Origin of the sequence: Klebsiella sp. I138 (assembly GCF_051131765.1) — a bacterium.
In the GTDB taxonomy this organism is placed as follows: Bacteria; Pseudomonadota; Gammaproteobacteria; order Enterobacterales; family Enterobacteriaceae; genus Klebsiella.
In genome coordinates this window covers 3,146,941-3,166,824 of the sequence record NZ_CP180447.1, presented here as the reverse complement: position 1 = coordinate 3,166,824, position 19,884 = coordinate 3,146,941, and the positions used below count along the sequence as shown (strand labels likewise).

General features: G+C 56.4%; 15 protein-coding genes. 10 read left to right on the top strand and 5 right to left on the bottom strand.

Annotation, left to right across the window (positions count from 1 at the left end):
- Positions 1–402 precede the first annotated feature (402 nt).
- From mrcB to fhuB, 5 genes are all read left to right on the top strand, one after another.
- Positions 403–2,955 (top strand): bifunctional glycosyl transferase/transpeptidase, encoded by a 2,553-nt coding sequence (gene mrcB / locus ACMYSK_RS14780; RefSeq protein ID WP_434636377.1) that lies wholly within the window; start codon positions 403–405, stop codon positions 2,953–2,955.
- A gap of 231 nt (positions 2,956–3,186) precedes the next feature.
- The gene (gene fhuA / locus ACMYSK_RS14775; RefSeq protein ID WP_434636376.1) at positions 3,187–5,400 is read left to right on the top strand and encodes a ferrichrome porin FhuA; all 2,214 of its coding nucleotides are present in this window, start codon (positions 3,187–3,189) and stop codon (positions 5,398–5,400) included.
- A 46-nt stretch (positions 5,401–5,446) separates the two neighbouring features.
- Positions 5,447–6,244 (top strand): Fe3+-hydroxamate ABC transporter ATP-binding protein FhuC, encoded by a 798-nt coding sequence (fhuC, locus tag ACMYSK_RS14770; protein ID WP_434636374.1) that lies wholly within the window; start codon positions 5,447–5,449, stop codon positions 6,242–6,244.
- Positions 6,244–7,134: a Fe(3+)-hydroxamate ABC transporter substrate-binding protein FhuD gene (gene fhuD / locus ACMYSK_RS14765; protein ID WP_434636372.1), complete on the top strand. Its 891-nt coding sequence runs from the start codon at positions 6,244–6,246 to the stop codon at positions 7,132–7,134. The genes fhuC and fhuD overlap by 1 nt, the downstream gene beginning before the upstream one ends.
- Entirely contained in the window at positions 7,131–9,113 is a 1,983-nt protein-coding gene (gene fhuB, locus ACMYSK_RS14760) for a Fe(3+)-hydroxamate ABC transporter permease FhuB (RefSeq protein WP_434636371.1), read from the top strand. The genes fhuD and fhuB overlap by 4 nt, the downstream gene beginning before the upstream one ends.
- A 74-nt stretch (positions 9,114–9,187) precedes the next feature.
- Here fhuB and hemL read toward each other — a convergent pair whose 3' ends face one another.
- Complete coding sequence (gene hemL / locus ACMYSK_RS14755; protein ID WP_434636369.1) at positions 9,188–10,468, bottom strand: glutamate-1-semialdehyde 2,1-aminomutase; 1,281 nt, start codon at positions 10,466–10,468, stop codon at positions 9,188–9,190.
- Positions 10,469–10,647: 179 nt separating this feature from the next.
- On the opposite strand from hemL, the gene clcA reads away from it, so the two are divergent.
- Together clcA and erpA are read left to right on the top strand one after the other, a co-directional pair.
- On the top strand, positions 10,648–12,066 hold the full coding sequence (gene clcA / locus ACMYSK_RS14750) for a H(+)/Cl(-) exchange transporter ClcA (RefSeq protein WP_434636367.1): 1,419 nt from the start codon (positions 10,648–10,650) through the stop codon (positions 12,064–12,066).
- An 81-nt stretch (positions 12,067–12,147) separates the two neighbouring features.
- Entirely contained in the window at positions 12,148–12,492 is a 345-nt protein-coding gene (gene erpA / locus ACMYSK_RS14745) for an iron-sulfur cluster insertion protein ErpA (RefSeq protein ID WP_004858085.1), read from the top strand.
- 59 nt (positions 12,493–12,551) lie between these two features.
- On the opposite strand, the gene ACMYSK_RS14740 is transcribed toward erpA, so the two are convergent.
- The 3 genes from ACMYSK_RS14740 to mtnN form a co-directional block, all read right to left on the bottom strand.
- Positions 12,552–13,175 carry a TRIC cation channel family protein gene (locus tag ACMYSK_RS14740; protein WP_434636365.1) on the bottom strand — a complete coding sequence of 208 codons (624 nt, stop codon included), beginning with the start codon at positions 13,173–13,175 and terminating at the stop codon, positions 12,552–12,554.
- A 130-nt stretch (positions 13,176–13,305) separates the two neighbouring features.
- On the bottom strand, positions 13,306–14,106 hold the full coding sequence (btuF, locus tag ACMYSK_RS14735) for a vitamin B12 ABC transporter substrate-binding protein BtuF (RefSeq protein WP_434636363.1): 801 nt from the start codon (positions 14,104–14,106) through the stop codon (positions 13,306–13,308).
- A complete protein-coding gene (gene mtnN, locus ACMYSK_RS14730; RefSeq protein ID WP_434636361.1) occupies positions 14,099–14,797 on the bottom strand; it encodes a 5'-methylthioadenosine/S-adenosylhomocysteine nucleosidase in 699 nt (232 codons plus the stop codon). The genes btuF and mtnN overlap by 8 nt, the downstream gene beginning before the upstream one ends.
- Before the next feature lie 84 nt (positions 14,798–14,881).
- Here mtnN and dgt point away from each other — a divergent pair, with 84 nt between their 5' ends.
- The 3 genes from dgt to ACMYSK_RS14715 all read left to right on the top strand — a co-directional run bounded on the left by dgt (position 14,882) and on the right by ACMYSK_RS14715 (position 19,318).
- On the top strand, positions 14,882–16,396 hold the full coding sequence (gene dgt, locus ACMYSK_RS14725) for a dGTPase (RefSeq protein ID WP_434636359.1): 1,515 nt from the start codon (positions 14,882–14,884) through the stop codon (positions 16,394–16,396).
- Positions 16,397–16,531: 135 nt separating this feature from the next.
- On the top strand, positions 16,532–17,971 hold the full coding sequence (gene degP, locus ACMYSK_RS14720; RefSeq protein ID WP_434644133.1) for a serine endoprotease DegP: 1,440 nt from the start codon (positions 16,532–16,534) through the stop codon (positions 17,969–17,971).
- Between the two features lie 189 nt (positions 17,972–18,160).
- On the top strand, positions 18,161–19,318 hold the full coding sequence (locus ACMYSK_RS14715) for a CdaR family transcriptional regulator (RefSeq protein WP_434636357.1): 1,158 nt from the start codon (positions 18,161–18,163) through the stop codon (positions 19,316–19,318).
- Between the two features lie 93 nt (positions 19,319–19,411).
- On the opposite strand, the gene ACMYSK_RS14710 is transcribed toward ACMYSK_RS14715, so the two are convergent.
- On the bottom strand, positions 19,412–19,801 hold the full coding sequence (locus ACMYSK_RS14710) for a DUF3461 family protein (RefSeq protein WP_434636355.1): 390 nt from the start codon (positions 19,799–19,801) through the stop codon (positions 19,412–19,414).
- Positions 19,802–19,884: the final 83 nt, after the last annotated feature.

Below are 19,884 nucleotides of genomic sequence, written 5' to 3'. Positions count from 1 at the left end.
CTCCTGGCAGAACGTAACGGCGGTGAGCGATAGGTAATATTTTTATGTTATTAAAAAACATAATATTTTCGCTTTTGTTACGCCATGAGGGAGTAAAATGCTGGTTAAGCCTGTCCCGGTTTAGTGCTATCCTGTGTCGCCTGGACTATTCGTGCTATGTCCCAAAATTCTCGTCAGGCGATGTGTGTAACATGATGATTTATATTATGTATTATAAAAATAGTGCATAAGCGTACGTCATGACCACGCCGTGAGACGCCGAGCGCGCGAAGCGCCGTGATACAGAGATGGTTGCCTGCTGGTTGAGACCTCCGGGCGTGAATTTGAGAGATATCTTCTTCCTCTCTTAAGAGGAAGTATTGAGAATCAGGCTTTTACGCCTGAAAGTTGCGGAGAAAAAGCATGGCGGGAGATGACCGCGAGCCTATCGGACGTAAGGGAAAACCCTCGCGTCCGGCAAAACAAAAAGTGACTCGTCGTCGGGTTCGGGATGAGGACTACGACGATGATGATTACGACGATGATTATGAGGATGAAGAGCCGATGCCGAAGAAAGCGAAAGGCAAAGCGAACAAGCCTCGCCGTAAACGTACCTGGCTATGGCTGCTGTTCAAGCTAGGGATCGTGGTCGCGGTGCTGGTTGCCGCCTACGGTGTTTACCTCGATCAGAAAATCCGTAGCCGCATCGACGGCAAAGTCTGGGAGCTTCCGGCGGCGGTCTATGGCCGCATGGTTAACCTCGAACCGGATATGCAGATCAGCAAAAACGAAATGGTTCGTCTGCTGAATGCCACACAGTACCGTCAGGTCAGCGCGATGACGCGCCCGGGCGAGTACACCGTGCAGGCCAACAGCATCGAGATGATCCGCCGCCCGTTTGATTTCCCTGACAGTAAGGAAGGGCAGGTGCGCGCGCGTCTGACCTTTGACGGCGATCACCTGGAAACGATTGAGAATATGGAGAATAACCGCCAGTTCGGTTTCTTCCGTCTCGATCCGCGGCTGATCACCATGCTGCAGTCGGCAAACGGCGAACAGCGTTTGTTTGTGAAACGCAGCGGCTTCCCGGATCTGCTGGTGGATACGCTGCTGGCGACCGAAGACCGCCATTTCTACGAGCACGACGGCATTAGCCTGTACTCGATTGGGCGTGCGGTCCTGGCGAACCTGACGGCAGGGCGCACCGTGCAGGGGGCGAGTACCCTGACTCAGCAGCTGGTGAAAAACCTGTTCCTTTCCAGCGAGCGTTCCTACTGGCGTAAAGCGAACGAAGCCTATATGGCGCTGATCGTTGATGCCCGCTACAGCAAGGATCGTATCCTTGAGCTGTATATGAACGAGGTGTATCTCGGTCAGAGTGGCGACAACGAAATTCGCGGCTTCCCGCTGGCGAGCCTCTATTACTTTGGCCGTCCGGTCGAAGAGCTGAGCCTCGATCAGCAGGCGCTGCTGGTTGGGATGGTAAAAGGGGCATCGATTTACAACCCGTGGCGTAATCCGAAGCTGGCACTGGAACGACGCAACCTGGTGCTGCGTCTGCTGCAGCAGCAGAACGTGATCGATCAAGAGCTGTATGACATGCTGAGCGCGCGTCCGCTGGGCGTGCAGCCGCGCGGTGGCGTTATCTCCCCGCAACCGGCGTTTATGCAGATGGTGCGTCAGGAGCTGCAGGCGAAGCTGGGCGACAAGGTGAAAGATCTCTCCGGCGTGAAGATCTTTACCACCTTTGACTCCGTTGCGCAGGATGCCGCAGAAAAAGCGGCGACCGACGGCATTCCGGCATTGAAGAAACAGCGTAAGCTGCCGGATCTCGAAACCGCGATGGTAGTGGTTGACCGCTTCACGGGTGAAGTGCGGGCGATGGTTGGCGGTGCGGAGCCGCAGTTTGCTGGCTATAACCGTGCCATGCAGGCTCGCCGTTCAATCGGTTCTCTGGCGAAGCCGGCGACCTACCTGACGGCGCTGAGCTTGCCGAATCAGTATCGCCTGAACACCTCGATTGCCGATGCACCCATCACTATCCGTTTGCCAAACGGTCAAACCTGGTCCCCGCAGAACGACGATCGTCGCTTTAGCGGTCAGGTGATGCTGGTTGATGCGCTGACGCGCTCGATGAACGTGCCGACGGTTAACCTCGGGATGGCGCTGGGCCTGCCGGCGATAACCGACACCTGGGTCAAACTGGGGGCGCCGAAAGATCAGCTTAACCCGGTACCGGCGATGATTCTCGGGGCGCTGAACCTGACGCCTATCGAAGTCGCGCAGGCGTTCCAGACCATCGCCAGCGGCGGCAACCGCGCAACGCTTTCGGCGCTGCGTTCGGTCATTGCTGAAGATGGTACCGTACTGTATCAGAGCTACCCGCAGGCAGAGCGTGCGGTGCCGGCGCAGGCGGCGTACATGACCCTGTGGACGATGCAGCAGGTTGTGCTGCGCGGTACCGGCCGTCAGCTTGGTGCGAAGTATCCGGGTCTGCACCTGGCGGGGAAAACCGGGACCACCAACAATAACGTCGATACCTGGTTCGCCGGGATTGACGGGAGCCAGGTCACCATTACCTGGGTGGGCCGCGACAACAACCAGCCGACGAAGCTCTACGGTGCCAGCGGGGCAATGTCCATTTACCAGCGCTATCTGGCTAACCAGACACCGACTCCGTTGGCACTGACGGCGCCGGAAGATGTGGTGGATATGGGCGTGGACAGCAACGGCAACTTCGTGTGTAGCGGAGGAATGCGTACGCTTCCGGTCTGGACCACCACGCCGGATGCGCTGTGTCGCCAGGGCGAGCAGATGCAACAGCAGCAGCTGGAGCAGCAGCAGCAGAACAATCCGTTCAATCAGTCCGGGCAGCAGCAACAGCAGCAGCCAGCGACTCAGCAGCAACAGCCGCCGAAGCAGGAAAAGAGCGATGGCGTAGCGGGCTGGATTAAGGACATGTTCGGCAGCAACTAATTGCCGGTCTGAACAAGCCCTCTGATGCAAACGTATCAGAGGGCTTTTTTATTTCTGCACATTACTTAACAGGCACTTAACTCCACAATAACTGCCTGGTTATTATTTCATCCTTCAGCATTCACCGCGCCCATATCACTTGCCTTGCATTCCGCGTTTCGCCTATTATGACAACGGTCATAATAATAATTCTCGTTTACGTTATCATTCACTTTCATCAGAGATATACCAATGGCGCGTCCAAAAACTGCTCAGCCAAATCACTCGCTGCGTAAAATCGCAGTTGTAGTAGCCACGGCGGTTAGCGGCATGTCTGTCTATGCACAGGCAGCAGTTGAACCGAAAAAAGAAGAAACTATCACCGTTATCGCGGCACCTGCCGACCAGGAAAGCGCCTGGGGGCCAGCGCCGACGATTGCGGCGAAGCGTTCAGCTACTGCGACCAAAACCGATACCCCGATTGAAAAGACACCGCAGTCTATCTCCGTCGTAACCCGCGCCGAGATGGACATGAAGCAGCCGACCACGGTGAAAGAGGCGCTGGCCTATACGCCGAGCGTCTTTTCTACCCGCGGCAGCTCGACGACCTATGACGTAGTGACCATTCGCGGCTTCACGACTTCATCGACGGTCAATACCAACCAGTATCTGGACGGCATGAAGCTGCAGGGGAATAACTACTCTGAAGCGTCGATGGACCCTTACTTCCTCGAGCGCGTGGAAGTGATGCGTGGGCCAACGTCTGTGCTGTATGGCAACAGCAACCCAGGCGGTATCGTCAGCATGGTGAGCAAGCGCCCGACGACCGAACCGCTGAAAGAAATTCAGTTCAAAATGGGTACGGATAACCTGTGGCAGACCGGTTTTGATTTCAGCGATGCCATCGATGATAACGGCGTATGGTCGTATCGACTGACCGGTTTAGGCCGCAGCCAGGATGCGCAGCAGCAGATGGCGAAATCGACCCGCTATGCGGTCGCACCGTCCTTCAGCTGGCGCCCGGATGATAAAACCGATTTCACTTTCCTGAGCAACTTCCAGAACGATCCGTATGCAGGTTACTACGGTTGGTTGCCTCGTGAAGGGACCGTGGTGCCGTATTACGACGCCAACGGCAACGCGCATAAACTGCCGACCGATTACAACGAAGGCGAGCCGGATAACAAGATGTCCCGCCGTCAGCAGATGGTTGGCTACAGCTTCTCGCACCAGTTCGATGATACCTTCACTGTACGCCAGAACCTGCGCTATACCGACGTGAAGACGCTGTATCGCTCCGTCTACGGGAATGGTTATTCGGCCCCGGGCCAAATCAACCGTGCCTACGTGCGTTCTGATGAAAACCTCAACACGTTTACCGTGGATACCCAGCTGCAGTCCAACTTTGCGACCGGGGCGGTCAGCCATACGCTGTTGACCGGCGTTGATTACTCGCGCATGCGTAACGATGTGAATGCCGATTACGGTTCTGCCGATCCTGTCAGCATGAGCAACCCGCAGTACGGCGATGCTAACGTCAATGTGAACTTCCCTTACGCGGTGTTGAACCGCATGGAGCAGACCGGCCTGTATGCCCAGGATCAGCTGGAATGGGACAAATGGGTGATGACGCTGGGCGGTCGCTATGATTACGCAATGGCTTCAACGCTGACGCGTTCTTCTAACGATCTCGCGGAAAACCACGATCAGCAGTTTACCTGGCGCGGCGGCATTAACTATCTGTTCGACAACGGGATCTCTCCGTACTTCAGCTATAGCCAGTCTTTCGAACCGGTTTCCGGTTCTTCGCGTGAAGGTAAGCCGTTCGATCCTTCCCGTGGTGAGCAGTATGAAGCGGGGGTGAAATACGTTCCGAAAGATATGCCGGTGGTCGTGACCGCGGCGGTTTATCAGCTGACCAAAGATAAAAACCTGACGGCAGATCCTAATGATCCGTATGGAATTTATAGCATTCAAACGGGTGAAATTCGCTCGCGTGGCTTTGAGCTGGAAGCGAAAGCGGCGGTCAATGCCAATATCAACCTGACCGCGGCCTATAGCTATACCGATGCAGAATACACCGAAGACACCGTATTCAAAGGTAAACGTCCGGCGGAAGTACCGCGCAATATGGCATCGCTGTGGGCGGATTATACCTTCCATGAGACCGCGCTTAGCGGGCTGACGGTCGGTGCTGGTGCGCGTTATATCGGCTCAACGGTCAGCTACTATAAAAATGATACGGATACCGGAAAGAAAAACGACTCCTTCAACGTAGCCGGCTATGCATTGATGGATGCCACGGTGAAATACGATCTCGCGCGCTTTGGTCTGCCGGGCTCGTCGGTTGGGATCAACGTGAACAACCTGTTCGATCGTGAATACGTTTCCAGCTGCTACAGCGAGTACGCGTGCTACTGGGGCGCAGGACGTCAGGTTATTGCGACCGGAACCTTCCGCTTCTAATCACTTAACGGGCGCGGTTCGCCGCGCCGTTCACCAGGTCGCCGCTATGCAGGAAAACTCTCCGCACTCCGATACCACGTTTTCGTTGAATCGCGTTACCTTTCGCGTACCCGGCCGTACGCTGCTGCATCCTCTCTCCTTAACTTTCCCGGCGGGAAAAGTGACGGGGCTGATTGGTCATAACGGCTCCGGTAAATCCACATTGCTGAAAATGCTCGGTCGCCATCAGCCGCCGTCGGAAGGCGATGTGCTGTTGGACGGCCAGCCGCTGGATAGCTGGAGCAGCAAAGCTTTTGCCCGCAAAGTGGCCTATTTACCGCAGCAGTTGCCGCCGGCAGAAGGGATGACGGTGCGCGAGCTGGTGGCCATTGGCCGCTATCCGTGGCACGGTGCTCTGGGGCGTTTCGGCGCCGCCGACCGGGAAAAAGTTGAAGAGGCGATTGCGCTGGTCGGCCTGAAGCCGCTGGCACACCGGTTGGTTGACAGCCTGTCCGGCGGTGAACGTCAGCGTGCGTGGATAGCCATGCTGGTGGCGCAGGACAGCCGCTGTTTACTGCTGGATGAACCCACCTCGGCGCTGGATATTGCGCATCAGGTTGATGTGCTGGCGCTGGTGCATCGTTTGAGCCAGCAACGCGGGTTAACGGTGATTGCCGTCCTGCATGATATCAACATGGCTGCCCGTTACTGTGATTATCTGGTCGCGTTACGCGGCGGGGAGATGATTGCCCAGGGAACGCCGGCGGAGCTGATGCGCAGCGAAACGCTGGAGCAAATTTACGGCATTCCGATGGGTATTCTGCCGCATCCGGCGGGTAGCGCGCCGGTAAGCTTTGTATATTGATGGAAAAGACCCCTTTGATGACCCGTCGCCGCCTGCTGACGGCGATGGCCCTGTCGCCGCTGCTGTGGCAGATGCGCGGCGCTCAGGCTGCAACTCTTGACCCGCAGCGTATTGTGGCGCTGGAGTGGCTGCCGGCGGAACTCCTGCTGGCTCTCGGCGTAACGCCCTACGGCGTGGCCGATATCCCGAACTATAACCTGTGGGTGAATGAACCGACGCTGCCGGCTTCGGTGATTGACGTCGGGCTGCGTACGGAGCCGAATCTGGAGCTACTCACGCAGATGAAACCGTCGTTTATCGTCTGGTCGGCCGGGTATGGACCGTCGGCGGAGAAGCTGGCGCGAATTGCTCCGGGGCGCGGATTCACCTTCAGCGACGGTAAACGACCGCTGCTGATGGCGCAGCAATCCCTCAACGAGATGGCCGAGCTGATTGGCCGACAGCAGGCGGCGAAGCTCCATCTGGCGGAATTTGATGCTCTGATGGAGAGCCTGCGTCCGCGTTTCGCCCGGCGCGGCGATCGCCCGCTGCTGATGATCACCTTACTCGATCCTCGCCATGTCCTGGTTTTCGGCCATAACTGCCTGTTCCAGGAAGTGCTCGATCGCTTTGATATTAAAAACGCCTGGCGTGGTGAAACCGCCTTCTGGGGCAGCGTCAGCGTCGGTATCGACCGGCTGGCCGGCTACAAAGAGGCAGATGTTATCTGTTTTGACCATGGTAATCAGGCGGAAATGAACCAGTTGATGAATACGCCGCTATGGCGGGCGATGCCGTTTGTTCGCGAAGGGCGCTTCCAGCGCGTTCCGGCGGTCTGGTTTTATGGCGCGACGCTGTCGGCGATGCATTTTGCCCGCGTACTGGCGGATGCCCAGGGAGAGCCGGCATGAGATCGCGCATTTCTCCTCTGGCGGCTCTGCTGCTGACGGTGCTGGTATTTGCCGCGTTCGGCCTTAGCGTCTTCAATCTTCAGGCTGTGCTGCCGCAAAACGAATGGCGTCAGGCATTGTGGCAACCGGATATCGATAACATTGCCCAGATGCTGTTCCACTACAGCCTGCTGCCGAGGCTGGCAGTATCGTTGCTGGTTGGCGCGGGACTGGGGCTGGTGGGCGTGCTGTTCCAGCAGGTACTGCGTAACCCGCTGGCGGAACCGACGACCCTCGGGGTTGCTACCGGCGCCCAACTGGGCATGACGGTAACGACGCTGTGGGCAATTCCCGGCGTACTGGCTTCGCAGTTCGCCGCGCTGGCGGGGGCGTGTCTTGTCGGGGCGCTGGTCTTCGGCGTTTCGTGGGGGAAACGGCTCTCGCCGGTGACCCTGATTCTGGCCGGTCTGGTGGTTAGCCTGTACTGTGGGGCACTGAACCAACTGATGGTGATTTTCCATCACGATCAGCTGCAAAGCATGTTTCTGTGGAGCACCGGTACGCTCACGCAAACCGACTGGAGCGTGGTGCAACGTCTGTGGCCGCAGCTGCTCGGCGGCGTTATCTTAACGCTGCTGCTGCTGCGTCCGCTCACGCTGATGGGGCTTGATGATGGCGTGGCGCGTAACCTCGGACTGGCGCTTTCTCTGGCGCGACTGGCAACGCTGACGCTGGCGATTATTATCAGCGCGATGCTGGTGAACGCGGTGGGGATTATTGGCTTTATCGGCCTGTTTTCGCCGCTGCTGGCGAAAATGCTCGGCGCCCGCCGCCTGCTGTCGCGTCTGTTGCTGGCGGCGCTGATCGGCGCGCTTATTCTCTGGCTGTCGGACCAAATTATTCTGTGGCTTGCCCGGGTGTGGAGGGAAGTGTCCACCGGCTCCGTGACGGCGCTGATCGGCGCGCCGCTGCTGCTGTGGCTGTTACCCCGCCTGCGCAGCATCAGTGCTCCGGTGATGAATGGCGGCGATAACGTGCCGCTGGAGCGGCAAAACGTACTGGGGTTTGTGCTCGGCGGCGCGCTGATTCTGCTGCTGGCGCTGATCGTTGCGCTGGCCTTTGGCCGGGATGCTCAGAGCTGGCAATGGGCGAGCGGTACGCTGCTGGATCAGCTAATGCCGTGGCGCTGGCCGCGGATCCTCTCCGCGCTCTTCGCCGGAGTCATGCTGGCGGTCGCCGGCTGTATTATCCAGCGATTGACCGGTAACCCAATGGCCAGCCCGGAAGTCCTGGGCATCAGCTCCGGCGCAGCCTTTGGTATTGTCATGATGCTGTTTTTCGTTCCCGGCAACGCTTTTGGCTGGCTGCTGCCCGCCGGTAGCCTGGGCGCGGCGGCGACGCTGCTGGTTATCCTGATTGCTGCCGGGCGCGGAGGCTTCTCGCCGCACCGGATGCTGCTGGCGGGGATGGCGCTCAGCACCGCCTTCACCATGCTGCTGATGATGTTGCAGGCCAGCGGCGATCCGCGGATGGCGCAGATTCTGACGTGGATTTCCGGGTCGACTTACAGCGCCACACCGGAGATGGTGGTGCGCAGCGGGATCGCGATGGTGCTGCTGCTGGCTCTGGCTCCGCTGTGCCGACGCTGGTTGACGATTCTGCCGCTGGGCGGCGAGGCCGCACGGGCTGTAGGTATGGCGCTAACGCCGTCGCGGATCGGTTTGCTGCTGCTGGCTGCTTGCCTGACGGCGACCGCCACGTTGACTATCGGTCCGTTAAGTTTTGTCGGGTTGATGGCACCGCATATCGCGCGAATGATGGGATTTCGCCGCACGATGCCGCAGATGGTGATGGCCGGGCTGATCGGTGGACTGCTGCTGGTCTTTGCCGACTGGTGCGGGCGGATGATGATGTTCCCGTATCAGATCCCGGCAGGTCTGCTGTCGACCTTTATCGGCGCACCGTACTTTATCTATCTACTGAGAAAACAGAGCCGGTAATTCTCCGCGGTGGCGCGTCGCTTACCGGCGACAAAAACACAGGCCGGGCAAGCGAAGCGCTGCCCGGCATTGAATTACAGCTTCGCGAACGCGTTGCGGGCGGCGGCGATGGTATCGTTGATATCATCAGGGCTGTGGGCAATCGACATAAAGCCGGCTTCAAACGCCGATGGCGCCAGATAGACACCTTCGTCCAGCATCAGGTGGAAGAAACGTTTAAAGCGTTCAACATCACACTTCAACACATCCTGATAGCAGGTCACCGTTTCGGCATCGGTAAAGAAGAGGCCGAACATACCGCCCACATTATTGACCACCAGCGGAATGCCCGCTTCGCGTGCGGCATCCAGCAGCCCCTGAGAGAGCTGATTGGTTAAATCCGTGAGCGTTTCGTGGACGCCCGGCTGCGCGACTTCACTCAGGCAGGCAAAACCGGCCGCCATCGCAATCGGGTTCCCGGACAGCGTCCCTGCCTGATATACCGGGCCGGTTGGCGCCAGGGCATCCATCACATCACGACGACCACCAAACGCGCCTACCGGCATGCCGCCCCCGATGATTTTGCCCAGACAGGTCAGGTCCGGCACCACGTCGTAGTATGACTGCGCGCCGGCCAGCGCCACGCGGAAGCCAGTCATTACCTCATCGATAATCAGCAATGCGCCAAACTCGTCGCACAGCGCGCGCAGGCCCGGCAGGAATGCTGGCAGAGGTGGAATGCAGTTCATATTGCCGGCGACCGGCTCCACGATAATGCAGGCAATCTCTTGCGGATACTGTTCGAACGCGGCGCGAACGGAATCCAGATCGTTGTAGGTGCAGGTCAGGGTATGTTTGGCGAAATCGGCCGGTACGCCCGGTGAGTTCGGCTGGCCCAGGGTCAGCGCGCCGGAGCCTGCTTTCACCAGCAGACAGTCGGCATGGCCGTGATAGCAGCCCTCAAACTTGATGATTTTATCGCGGCCGGTAAAGCCACGAGCCAGACGAATCGCGCTCATCGTTGCTTCGGTGCCGGAGTTCACCATCCGCACCATATCCATGGTCGGGACCAGTTCAGTCACCAGCGCCGCCATTTTGACTTCCATTTCCGTCGGCGCGCCAAAACTCAGGCCGCGTTCTGCGGCTTCAATTACCGCGTTACGAATGGCCGGGTGGTTATGACCCAGTACCATTGGCCCCCAGGAGCCGACATAATCGATATACGCTTTACCGTCGACATCGTACAGTCTGGCGCCATCGGCGCGTTCGATAAACAGCGGCGTACCGCCCACGCCGCTAAAGGCGCGTACCGGCGAGTTCACGCCGCCGGGGATAAGTTCACGTGCGGCGCTGTAGAGTGTTTCAGATTTGCTCATTGCCATGATCCTGGTTCGTGATAAATGTTTTGCTGGTTATTCTAAGTTATTCCAGGATAGTTATGAAAGTTTTGCCCAATTGAAACAAAGCGCGGTAGGTGTATTTTTCCCGCGACGTAGGACGTTCAGACAGCTAAAATGTCCCCCCTCGTATTTGTATGACTATTGACGAAAAGAGTATGAAAACAGAAGCCTCTACTTTTGAAGCAAAACAAATCGTGCGCTTGCGTCGTGGCGATGTGGTACGTCGATTAGTTCAGCGTGACAAAACACCGCTGGCGGTTCTGCTGATGGCCGCCGTTGTTGGCACGCTGGCTGGGCTGGTGGGGGTCGCCTTTGAAAAGAGCGTTAACTGGGTGCAGAACATGCGCATCGGTACGCTGGTGCAGGTGGCGGATCACTGGTTCCTGATTTGGCCGCTGGCCTTTATTTTTTCCGCTCTGCTGGCGATGGTGGGCTATTTTTTGGTGCGGCGATTCGCGCCGGAGGCAGGGGGGTCTGGCATTCCGGAGATCGAAGGGGCGCTGGAAGAGCTGCGCCCGGTCCGCTGGTGGCGAGTGCTGCCGGTAAAATTTATCGGCGGGATGGGAACGCTGGGCGCCGGTATGGTGCTGGGCCGTGAAGGGCCGACGGTGCAGCTCGGTGGCAACGTCGGGCGCATGGTGCTGGATATCTTCCGCATGCGCAGCCCTGAAGCGCGCCATACGCTGCTGGCCACCGGTGCGGCGGCGGGCCTCTCTGCGGCATTTAACGCACCGCTGGCAGGGATCTTGTTCATTATCGAAGAGATGCGCCCGCAGTTTCGCTATAACCTGATTTCGATTAAGGCCGTCTTTACCGGCGTGATTATGTCGAGCATCGTGTTTCGTATCTTTAATGGTGAATCGGCCATTATTGAAGTCGGAAAATTAAGCAATGCGCCGGTAAATACGCTGTGGCTGTATTTGATTCTGGGGATGATTTTTGGCTGCGTTGGCCCGTTGTTTAATAGCCTGGTGCTGCGTACCCAGGATATGTTCCAGCGTATTCATGGCGGCAATACGAAGAAATGGGTGCTGATTGGCGGGTTAATCGGCGGGCTTTGCGGCGTTCTTGGGCTGATTCAACCGGCCGCAGCGGGCGGCGGCTTTAACCTGATTCCGATTGCCGCTGCGGGTAACTTTTCCGTTGGCCTGCTGTTGTTTATCTTTATTACGCGTGTAATTACCACCTTACTCTGCTTCTCCTCCGGGGCACCTGGCGGTATTTTTGCACCGATGCTGGCCCTGGGTACCCTGCTGGGAACCGCTTTTGGGATGGCAGTAACGCCGATGCTGCCCGCCTATCATCTGGATGCCGGGACCTTTGCGATTGCCGGAATGGGGGCGCTGCTGGCGGCGTCAATTCGTGCACCGCTGACCGGAATTGTGCTGGTGCTGGAGATGACCGATAACTATCAGCTCATTTTGCCAATGATTATTACCTGCCTTGGCGCAACACTACTGGCGCAATTCCTTGGTGGTAAGCCTTTGTATTCAACTATTCTTGAGCGCACGCTGGCGAAACAGGCCGCAGAACAGGCGGCAAAAGCGCAGCAGGTTGCGGGGGAGAATACTTGAACGATTTACCAGGGTATTAGATAATGGCTCAAAAGGTCGGGTTATTCTTTAACCGGCCAGAAGTATCAACGGGAGCATAAAATGAGTGATGACGTAGCGTTGCCGCTGGAGTTTACTGAAGCTGCAGCCAAAAAAGTAAAATTCCTGATTGCAGATGAAGATAATCCAAATCTGAAGCTGCGTGTGTATATCACCGGTGGTGGTTGCAGTGGTTTCCAGTACGGCTTCACCTTTGACGATCAGGTTAACGAAGGCGATATGACCATCGAAAAACAGGGCGTAGGCCTGGTGGTCGATCCGATGAGCCTGCAGTATCTGGTCGGCGGTGCCGTCGATTACACTGAAGGTCTGGAAGGTTCGCGTTTTATCGTGACCAACCCGAATGCGAAAAGCACCTGCGGCTGCGGGTCTTCATTCAGCGTCTGATTCCCGCGCCTGATTCTCGCCCCGGCAGACGTTCTCTGTCGGGGTCGATTCCTCTCTTTTTACCGTCCGCTCTCATCGAGAGCAAACGTCGGCAGCTTCAGGTGCCAACGGATTGCCGCAAGGCGAATCATCAGCGTGACGACCATTCCCAGCATTGCCGAATTCTGCAGCGAAACATGAAACGTGTCATAGGCCGTAGCATGTACGATACCGCCAGCAATGCAGGCCGTGGCATAGATTTCCGTACGTAAAATCATCGGTATTTCGCGGGCCAGCACGTCGCGAATGATCCCGCCACCGACGCCGGTGACGACACCCATGCAGATAGCAACCAGTGGACCGCTGTGGGCCAGAAACGCTTTATTCACTCCGATGCCGACAAATACCGCCAGGCCAACGGCATCAAGCACCGGCAATATCCATTTCGGCAGCCGACGCGGCTGGCGTACCAGCAGAATCGTCAGCATGCTGGTGACCATCGCGACGACCAGGTCGGTCGGGTCTTTTACCCAAAATACCGGGCCGTTGGCGAGCGCCATATCACGAATGGTCCCACCGCCGACGGCGGTGACAACACCGAGCACCAGTACGCCAAAAGGGTCCATTCGGAGTTTACCGGCCAGCAATACGCCCGAGATAGCAAATACGGCGGTGCCAATAATATCCAGCCAATAGACAAGCATCGTCAGTTCTCGTTTAGCGCCCGGTTCCTTAGGCTATTTTCATTCACCAAATTGAATCCGCTCAGCGTCCGCCAGGCGTACGCGCTGGTTTTTCGTGCCGGATGACATGATTACCCTGCGAGGACGGCGCTTATTTGACCTGTTCGAGCGCCGTGCAGAGCTGTTTTGCGGCAAGGATAATACGCGGGCTTGCGCGTTCAAACCAGTCGCCATGCACTGCAATCAGGGATATTTTTAACTGATTATGCCAGTAACGTTCAACTTCGGGGAGTCTGCTGTCATCGCCAGCGATAACAATCGCCTGGGGCTGCCTCGCCAGCACCTGTTCACGGCTCACCTGGGGCCAGGGAACCGGACTGGAGGCAAAAATGTTTTCACCGCCGCACAGCGTCAGAACCTGATCCTGAATCGACCCACGGCTGCTGGTAAACAGAGGGTTGGCGCCAAACTGCATAAAGACGCGTTTTTTTGGCGTATGGGCGTAGCGGGCTTTGAGGGCATCATAGTCGTCCTGCATCTGCTGCGCGGACGCGCGGGCCTTTTCCGGCTGCGGGCTCCACTGCGCAAGCTGGCGTAGCGTTGCAATAATGTCTTCAATCGTCGCGGTATCGACCCACAGTACCTTGATCCCCAACGCGCTCAGCTGGTTAACCTGCCTTTCGGCGTTACCGCCGCGCCATGCCAGAATCAGATCCGGTTTCAGCGCGACGATACGTTCCAGATTCATCCCTTGCCAGCTGGCAACCTGTTCGATGCCGGCGGCCTGCGGTGGGTAATCGGAATAGCTGCTGACGCCAATCGGCGTAATGCCGGCGGCAAAGGCCAGTTCGGTATTTGACGGCGAGAGCGTGATAACCCGCGGCGCGGCGAAAAGCCACGCCGGGGCAAGCAGCAGCAGGGCGCCAAGCGCCCGTTTTAGCGACTTAGCCACGTGCCAGTGTCTGCACCAGGTTTTCCACCATCAGCGTGGACTGTTTGGCGGCGACAGCGAGGAACTCATCAAAGCTCAGATGGGACTGCTGATCCGCAACGTCGGAAATCGCGCGTACAACCACAAACGGCACGCCGAAGCTGTGGCAAACGTGCGCAATCGCCGTCGCTTCCATTTCGACCGCTACGGCCTGCGGGAAGTTATGGCGGATCTTCGCCAGCCCGACGGAGCCATTGATGAAGGCATCACCGCTGACGATAAGGCCGCGTACCGCGTTCAAATTCAGCGCTTCGATGCAGCTTTGCGCCGCGGCAATCAGCTTATCGTCGGCTTTGAAGCCTGCCGGGCAGCCCGGCAGCTGGCCATACTCATAGCCAAAGGCGGTGACGTCGGCATCGTGGTAGCGCGTCTCGTCGGAGATGACGATATCACCGACTTTTAGCGTCGATGCGAGGCCGCCAGCTGAGCCGGTGTTAATAATCACGTCCGGCTTGCAAATCTCCAGCAGCAGGGCTGCACCCATGGCCGCCGCGACTTTGCCAATGCCCGATTTTAACAGGGCAACATCGGTGCCGTTCAGCTGGCCGGTGTAAATTTCGCTCCCGCCGAGAGTCAGCGTCTGACGGTTTTCGATTTTGTCGCGCAGAAGGGTTACTTCTTCTTCCATAGCGCCAATAATGCCGATTTTCATAGATTTACTCGCGATGTGTCAGGTTTAGTTGCATAGTCTATCATGCACTCAAAGGGAAACGTTATTGCTCGCGCGGGAGAGGCCATGGCAAAAATTGACTTTCGCAATAAGATTAACTGGCGTCGACGCTACCGCTCGCCGCAAGGGGTCGAAACGGAACGTGAGATCCTGCGTATTTTTGAAAGCGACCGCGGACGGATTATCAACTCGCCGGCGATACGCCGCTTACAGCAAAAAACGCAGGTTTTTCCGCTGGAGCGTAATGCTGCGGTGCGAACCCGTTTAACCCACTCCCTTGAAGTTCAGCAGGTTGGACGCTATATAGCCAAAGAGATCCTCAGTCGTCTGAAGGAGCAGCGTCTGCTGGACGCCTACGGGCTGGACGAGCTTACCGGGCCGTTTGAGAGCGTAGTTGAAATGGCCTGCCTGATGCATGACATTGGCAATCCGCCGTTCGGTCATTTTGGTGAGGCGGCGATTAATGACTGGTTTCGTCAGCGGCTCGTGCCTGACGATGCCGCCGGCGAGCCTCTGGCGCTGGACCGCTGTACGGTTGAGGCGCTCCGTTTGCGGGAAGGCTCTGCTGAATTAAACGTGCTGCGGAGCAAAGTTCGTCAGGATCTGTGCTGGTTTGAGGGGAACGCGCAGGGTATTCGTTTAGTGCATACGCTCATGCGCATGAACCTGACCTGGTCACAGGTTGGCTGCATTCTGAAATATACGCGTCCGGCCTGGTGGCGAGGAGAACTCCCCGTCAGCCACAGCTATTTAATGAAGAAGCCTGGTTATTATTTAGCCGAAGAAGGTTATATTGCGAGGTTGCGTAAAGAACTTGAGCTGGCTCCTTACAATCGCTTTCCGCTGACCTGGATTATGGAAGCGGCGGACGATATCTCATATTGCGTAGCCGATCTTGAAGATGCGGTAGAAAAACGTATTTTCAGCGTCGAGCAGCTTTATCAGCTTCTTCATGAGGCGTGGGGGCAGCATGAAAAAGGATCTTTATTCTCGCAGGTGGTAGAAAACGCGTGGGAGAAATCACTCGCCAATTCTCTGAGCCGGAGTACTGAAGATCAGTTCTTTATGTATTTGCGGGTCAACACGCTGAATAAGCTGGTGCCGTACGCGGCACGCCGGTTTATCGATAATTTACCGAAGATCTTTGACGGTGATTTTAATCACGCGCTGCTTGAGGACGATAGCGATTGCAGTCAGTTGCTGGAGCTATATAAAAACGTCGCGATAAAACATGTGTTTAGTCACCCTGACGTTGAGCAGCTGGAATTACAAGGTTATCGCGTAATTAGCGGTCTTCTGGATATCTATGAGCCGCTGTTAAAATTATCGCTGGACGAGTTCAGCTTATTAGTTGAGAAAGACCGGGTAAGAAGTTTGCCCATCGCCTCGCGCTTGTTCCAGAAACTCTCTACGCGTCATAGGCTGGCCTATGTTGAAGCGGTTAATAAGATTTCCCGGGATGCTGAAGAATTTCCGGTGATGGAATATTATTATCGCTGCCGTCTGATACAGGACTATATCAGTGGGATGACGGATTTGTATGCATGGGATGAATATCGACGCTTGATGGCGGTGGAATAAGTACAGGTTTTGTAAAGACGGACAATAAATTTTTACTTTTCCCGGCTACTTAATTCCGGAACTTAGCGCGATAAAATGACTCTGATAGTCACATACATAGCAATTTGCGTTATCTAAAATCGAGATTGAGAAATGATGAAAAAAACCACGTTAGCAATGAGTGCACTGGCTCTGAGTTTAGGTCTGGCGTTATCCCCGCTCTCTGCGAGCGCGGCAGAAACGTCCTCTTCGGCCTCTGGTACGCAGCAAATGCCAAGCCTGGCTCCGATGCTGGAAAAAGTCATGCCGTCGGTTGTCAGCATTAACGTTGAAGGCAGCACGACCGTTAACACTCCGCGGATGCCGCGTAACTTCCAGCAGTTCTTCGGTGATAACTCGCCGTTCTGCCAGGATGGTTCCCCGTTCCAGAGTTCTCCGTTCTGCCAGGGCGGTGGCCAGGGTGGCGGTGCGCCGGGTGACAGCGGCCAGCAGCAGAAATTTATGGCGCTGGGTTCCGGGGTCATTATCGATGCGGCTAAAGGTTATGTCGTGACCAACAACCACGTCGTGGACAATGCGACCACGATTAAAGTACAGCTGAGCGACGGGCGTAAGTTTGACGCGAAAGTGGTCGGTAAAGATCCGCGTTCCGATATTGCGCTGATCCAGATTCAGGACCCGAAAGATCTGACGGCGATTAAACTGGCGGATTCCGATGCGCTGCGCGTCGGTGATTATACCGTGGCGATCGGTAACCCGTTCGGCCTGGGTGAAACGGTCACCTCGGGTATTGTCTCTGCACTTGGCCGTAGCGGACTGAACGTCGAAAACTACGAAAACTTTATCCAGACCGATGCGGCGATCAACCGCGGTAACTCTGGTGGTGCGCTGGTCAACCTGAACGGCGAGCTGATCGGGATTAATACCGCGATCCTGGCACCGGACGGCGGCAACATCGGTATCGGTTTTGCCATCCCGAGTAACATGGTGAAAAACCTGACCGAACAGATGGTCAAGTATGGTCAGGTGAAACGCGGCGAGCTGGGGATTCTGGGTACGGAACTGAACTCGGAACTGGCGAAAGCGATGAAGGTCGACGCGCAGCGTGGCGCCTTTGTCAGCCAGGTTATGCCGGGCTCCGCGGCCGCGAAGGCGGGTATCAAAGCCGGTGACGTGATTACCTCGCTGAACGGTAAACCGATTAGCAGCTTCGCCGCACTGCGTGCGCAGGTCGGTACAATGCCTATCGGTAGCAAAGTCCAGCTGGGCCTGGTACGTGATGGCAAACCGGTGAATGCCACCGTCGAACTGCAGCAGAGTAACCAGACTCAGGTTGACTCCAGCACCATCTTCAACGGTATTGATGGCGCGGAGATGAGCAACAAAGGTCAGGACAAAGGCGTGGTGGTCAATAACGTGAAGGCGGGTACCCCGGCGGCCCAAATTGGCCTCAAAAAAGGTGATGTCATCGTAGGTGCTAACCAGCAGCCGGTGAAGAATATCGCCGATCTGCGCAAAATCTTTGATGCTAAACCTTCGGTGCTGGCGCTGAACATCCAGCGTGGTGATTCCACTATCTATCTGCTGATGCAGTAATCATTAACCGCTAAACCGGCCCCTTCTCCTCGCTGAGGGAAGGGGCTTTTTTTGCCCCTGCATTTATTGTGTTTACCGTTCTGTGACTCCACCCGCAACTCCATACTTCTTTGCCCTGCTTTATGCATATGCACAATGCGACGCTTACCCAACTCTTCTATGCTGGAACCCTGTTTACGGGAGGGTTACATGGCTGGCTGGCATCTTGATACCAACATGGCGCAGGATATCGTTGCGCGCACGATGCGCATCATCGATACCAATATCAACGTAATGGATGCCCGTGGGCGCATTATTGGCAGCGGAGATCGCGAGCGAATTGGTGAATTGCACGAAGGCGCGCTGCTGGTTCTCTCGCAGGGCCGGGTCGTGGATATTGACGATGCGGTTGCCCGTCATCTTCATGGCGTGCGCCAGGGGATTAACCTGCCTTTGCGTCTGGAAGGAGAGATCGTCGGGGTGATCGGCCTGACCGGCGAACCTGAAACGCTGCGCAAATACGGCGAACTGGTGTGTATGACCGCCGAGATGATGCTTGAGCAGTCCCGGCTGATGCATCTTCTGGCTCAGGACAGCCGTCTGCGCGAAGAGCTGGTCATGAACCTGATTCAGGCTGAGGAGAATACGCCCGCGTTGACCGAGTGGGCGCAGAGGTTGGGTATCGACCTGAATCAGCCTCGCGTAGTTGCCATGATTGAAGTGGACAGCGGTCAGCTCGGGGTAGACAGCGCTATGGCTGAACTGCAGCAGCTGCAAACCGCCCTGACCACGCCCGATCGCAATAATCTGGTGGCGATTGTGTCATTGACTGAAATGGTCGTACTCAAACCGGCATTGAACGCTTTTGGTCGCTGGGACGCAGAAGACCATTGTAAAAGGGTCGATCAGCTCATTGCCAGGATGAAAGAAAATGGGCAACTGCGGTTTCGCGTGGCGCTGGGTAACTTCTTTACGGGCCCCGGAAGCATTGCCCGTTCCTACCGTACCGCTCGCACCACGATGATGGTCGGCAAACAGCGTATGCCCGAGAGCCGCAGCTATTTTTATCAGGATTTAATGTTACCGGTGCTGCTCGATAGCCTGCGCGGCGGCTGGCAGGCGAATGAGCTCGCCCGCCCGCTGGTTCGGCTGAAGGCAATGGATAACAATGGTCTGCTGCGACGGACGTTGCAGGCCTGGTTTCGCCATAATGTGCAGCCGCTGGCGACGTCAAAGGCACTCTTTATTCACCGTAATACGCTGGAGTATCGCCTGAATCGTATTGCTGAGCTGACGGGGCTGGACCTGGGGAATTTTGACGATCGTCTGCTGCTTTATATTTCACTACAGCTGGATGAGCAGAGGTAGGAGATAGCCCGGATAGTGGCATGATATAGCCCTATCCGGGCTGTCGTTGCTGTCTCCCCGGAAAGCATTGCCAGCCGGGAAGCGAAAACCAGCTTATTTATTGCGCGTCAGTTTTTCCAGATCGGCTTCAATTTCGCTGATCTTATGGGTGACGACGCTTTCCAGATGACGCAGATCGTCGAGGATCTTACGTTTGAGGTCGATTTCAGTGCGATCGCGCTGGCAGATCTGGTCCAGCTCATCGATAACGTAGCGCAGATTCGGGCTAATTTCCTGAACTTCTTTATACCCCTGGCCAACGCCATCGGCGACAACGGTCTTACGCTGACGCGGGTATTTAAACTTGACGCTTTTAGCGAAGAACTCGCCTTTGTCTTTCTGAAAATAGATTTTCAGAATGTCGTTGTTGGCTTCCTGCCGCAGGCTATAGCGATCGATTTCATCAGGATTGGTAATGCCAAGACTTTTCAGATTATCGTACATAACGGTACCTTTGATATCATCATAACCTTTGAATAATTAACGAAAAGATCCATCTTCGCCAGCTTCAAATATAAAAAAAGCGG

Bases quoted from the DNA above. Each gene is read 5' to 3' on its own strand.
- mtnN (WP_434636361.1), bottom strand. From the start codon at position 14,797: ATGAAAATCGGCATTATTGGCGCTATGGAAGAAGAAGTAACCCTTCTG.
- mrcB (WP_434636377.1), top strand. From the start codon at position 403: ATGGCGGGAGATGACCGCGAGCCTATCGGACGTAAGGGAAAACCCTCG.
- fhuC (WP_434636374.1), top strand. From the start codon at position 5,447: ATGCAGGAAAACTCTCCGCACTCCGATACCACGTTTTCGTTGAATCGC.
- dgt (WP_434636359.1), top strand. From the start codon at position 14,882: ATGGCAAAAATTGACTTTCGCAATAAGATTAACTGGCGTCGACGCTAC.
- ACMYSK_RS14740 (WP_434636365.1), bottom strand. From the start codon at position 13,175: ATGCTTGTCTATTGGCTGGATATTATTGGCACCGCCGTATTTGCTATC.
- ACMYSK_RS14710 (WP_434636355.1), bottom strand. From the start codon at position 19,801: ATGTACGATAATCTGAAAAGTCTTGGCATTACCAATCCTGATGAAATC.
- clcA (WP_434636367.1), top strand. From the start codon at position 10,648: ATGAAAACAGAAGCCTCTACTTTTGAAGCAAAACAAATCGTGCGCTTG.
- hemL (WP_434636369.1), bottom strand. From the start codon at position 10,468: ATGAGCAAATCTGAAACACTCTACAGCGCCGCACGTGAACTTATCCCC.
- ACMYSK_RS14715 (WP_434636357.1), top strand. From the start codon at position 18,161: ATGGCTGGCTGGCATCTTGATACCAACATGGCGCAGGATATCGTTGCG.
- fhuD (WP_434636372.1), top strand. From the start codon at position 6,244: ATGGAAAAGACCCCTTTGATGACCCGTCGCCGCCTGCTGACGGCGATG.
- fhuB (WP_434636371.1), top strand. From the start codon at position 7,131: ATGAGATCGCGCATTTCTCCTCTGGCGGCTCTGCTGCTGACGGTGCTG.
- erpA (WP_004858085.1), top strand. From the start codon at position 12,148: ATGAGTGATGACGTAGCGTTGCCGCTGGAGTTTACTGAAGCTGCAGCC.
- fhuA (WP_434636376.1), top strand. From the start codon at position 3,187: ATGGCGCGTCCAAAAACTGCTCAGCCAAATCACTCGCTGCGTAAAATC.
- degP (WP_434644133.1), top strand. From the start codon at position 16,532: ATGAAAAAAACCACGTTAGCAATGAGTGCACTGGCTCTGAGTTTAGGT.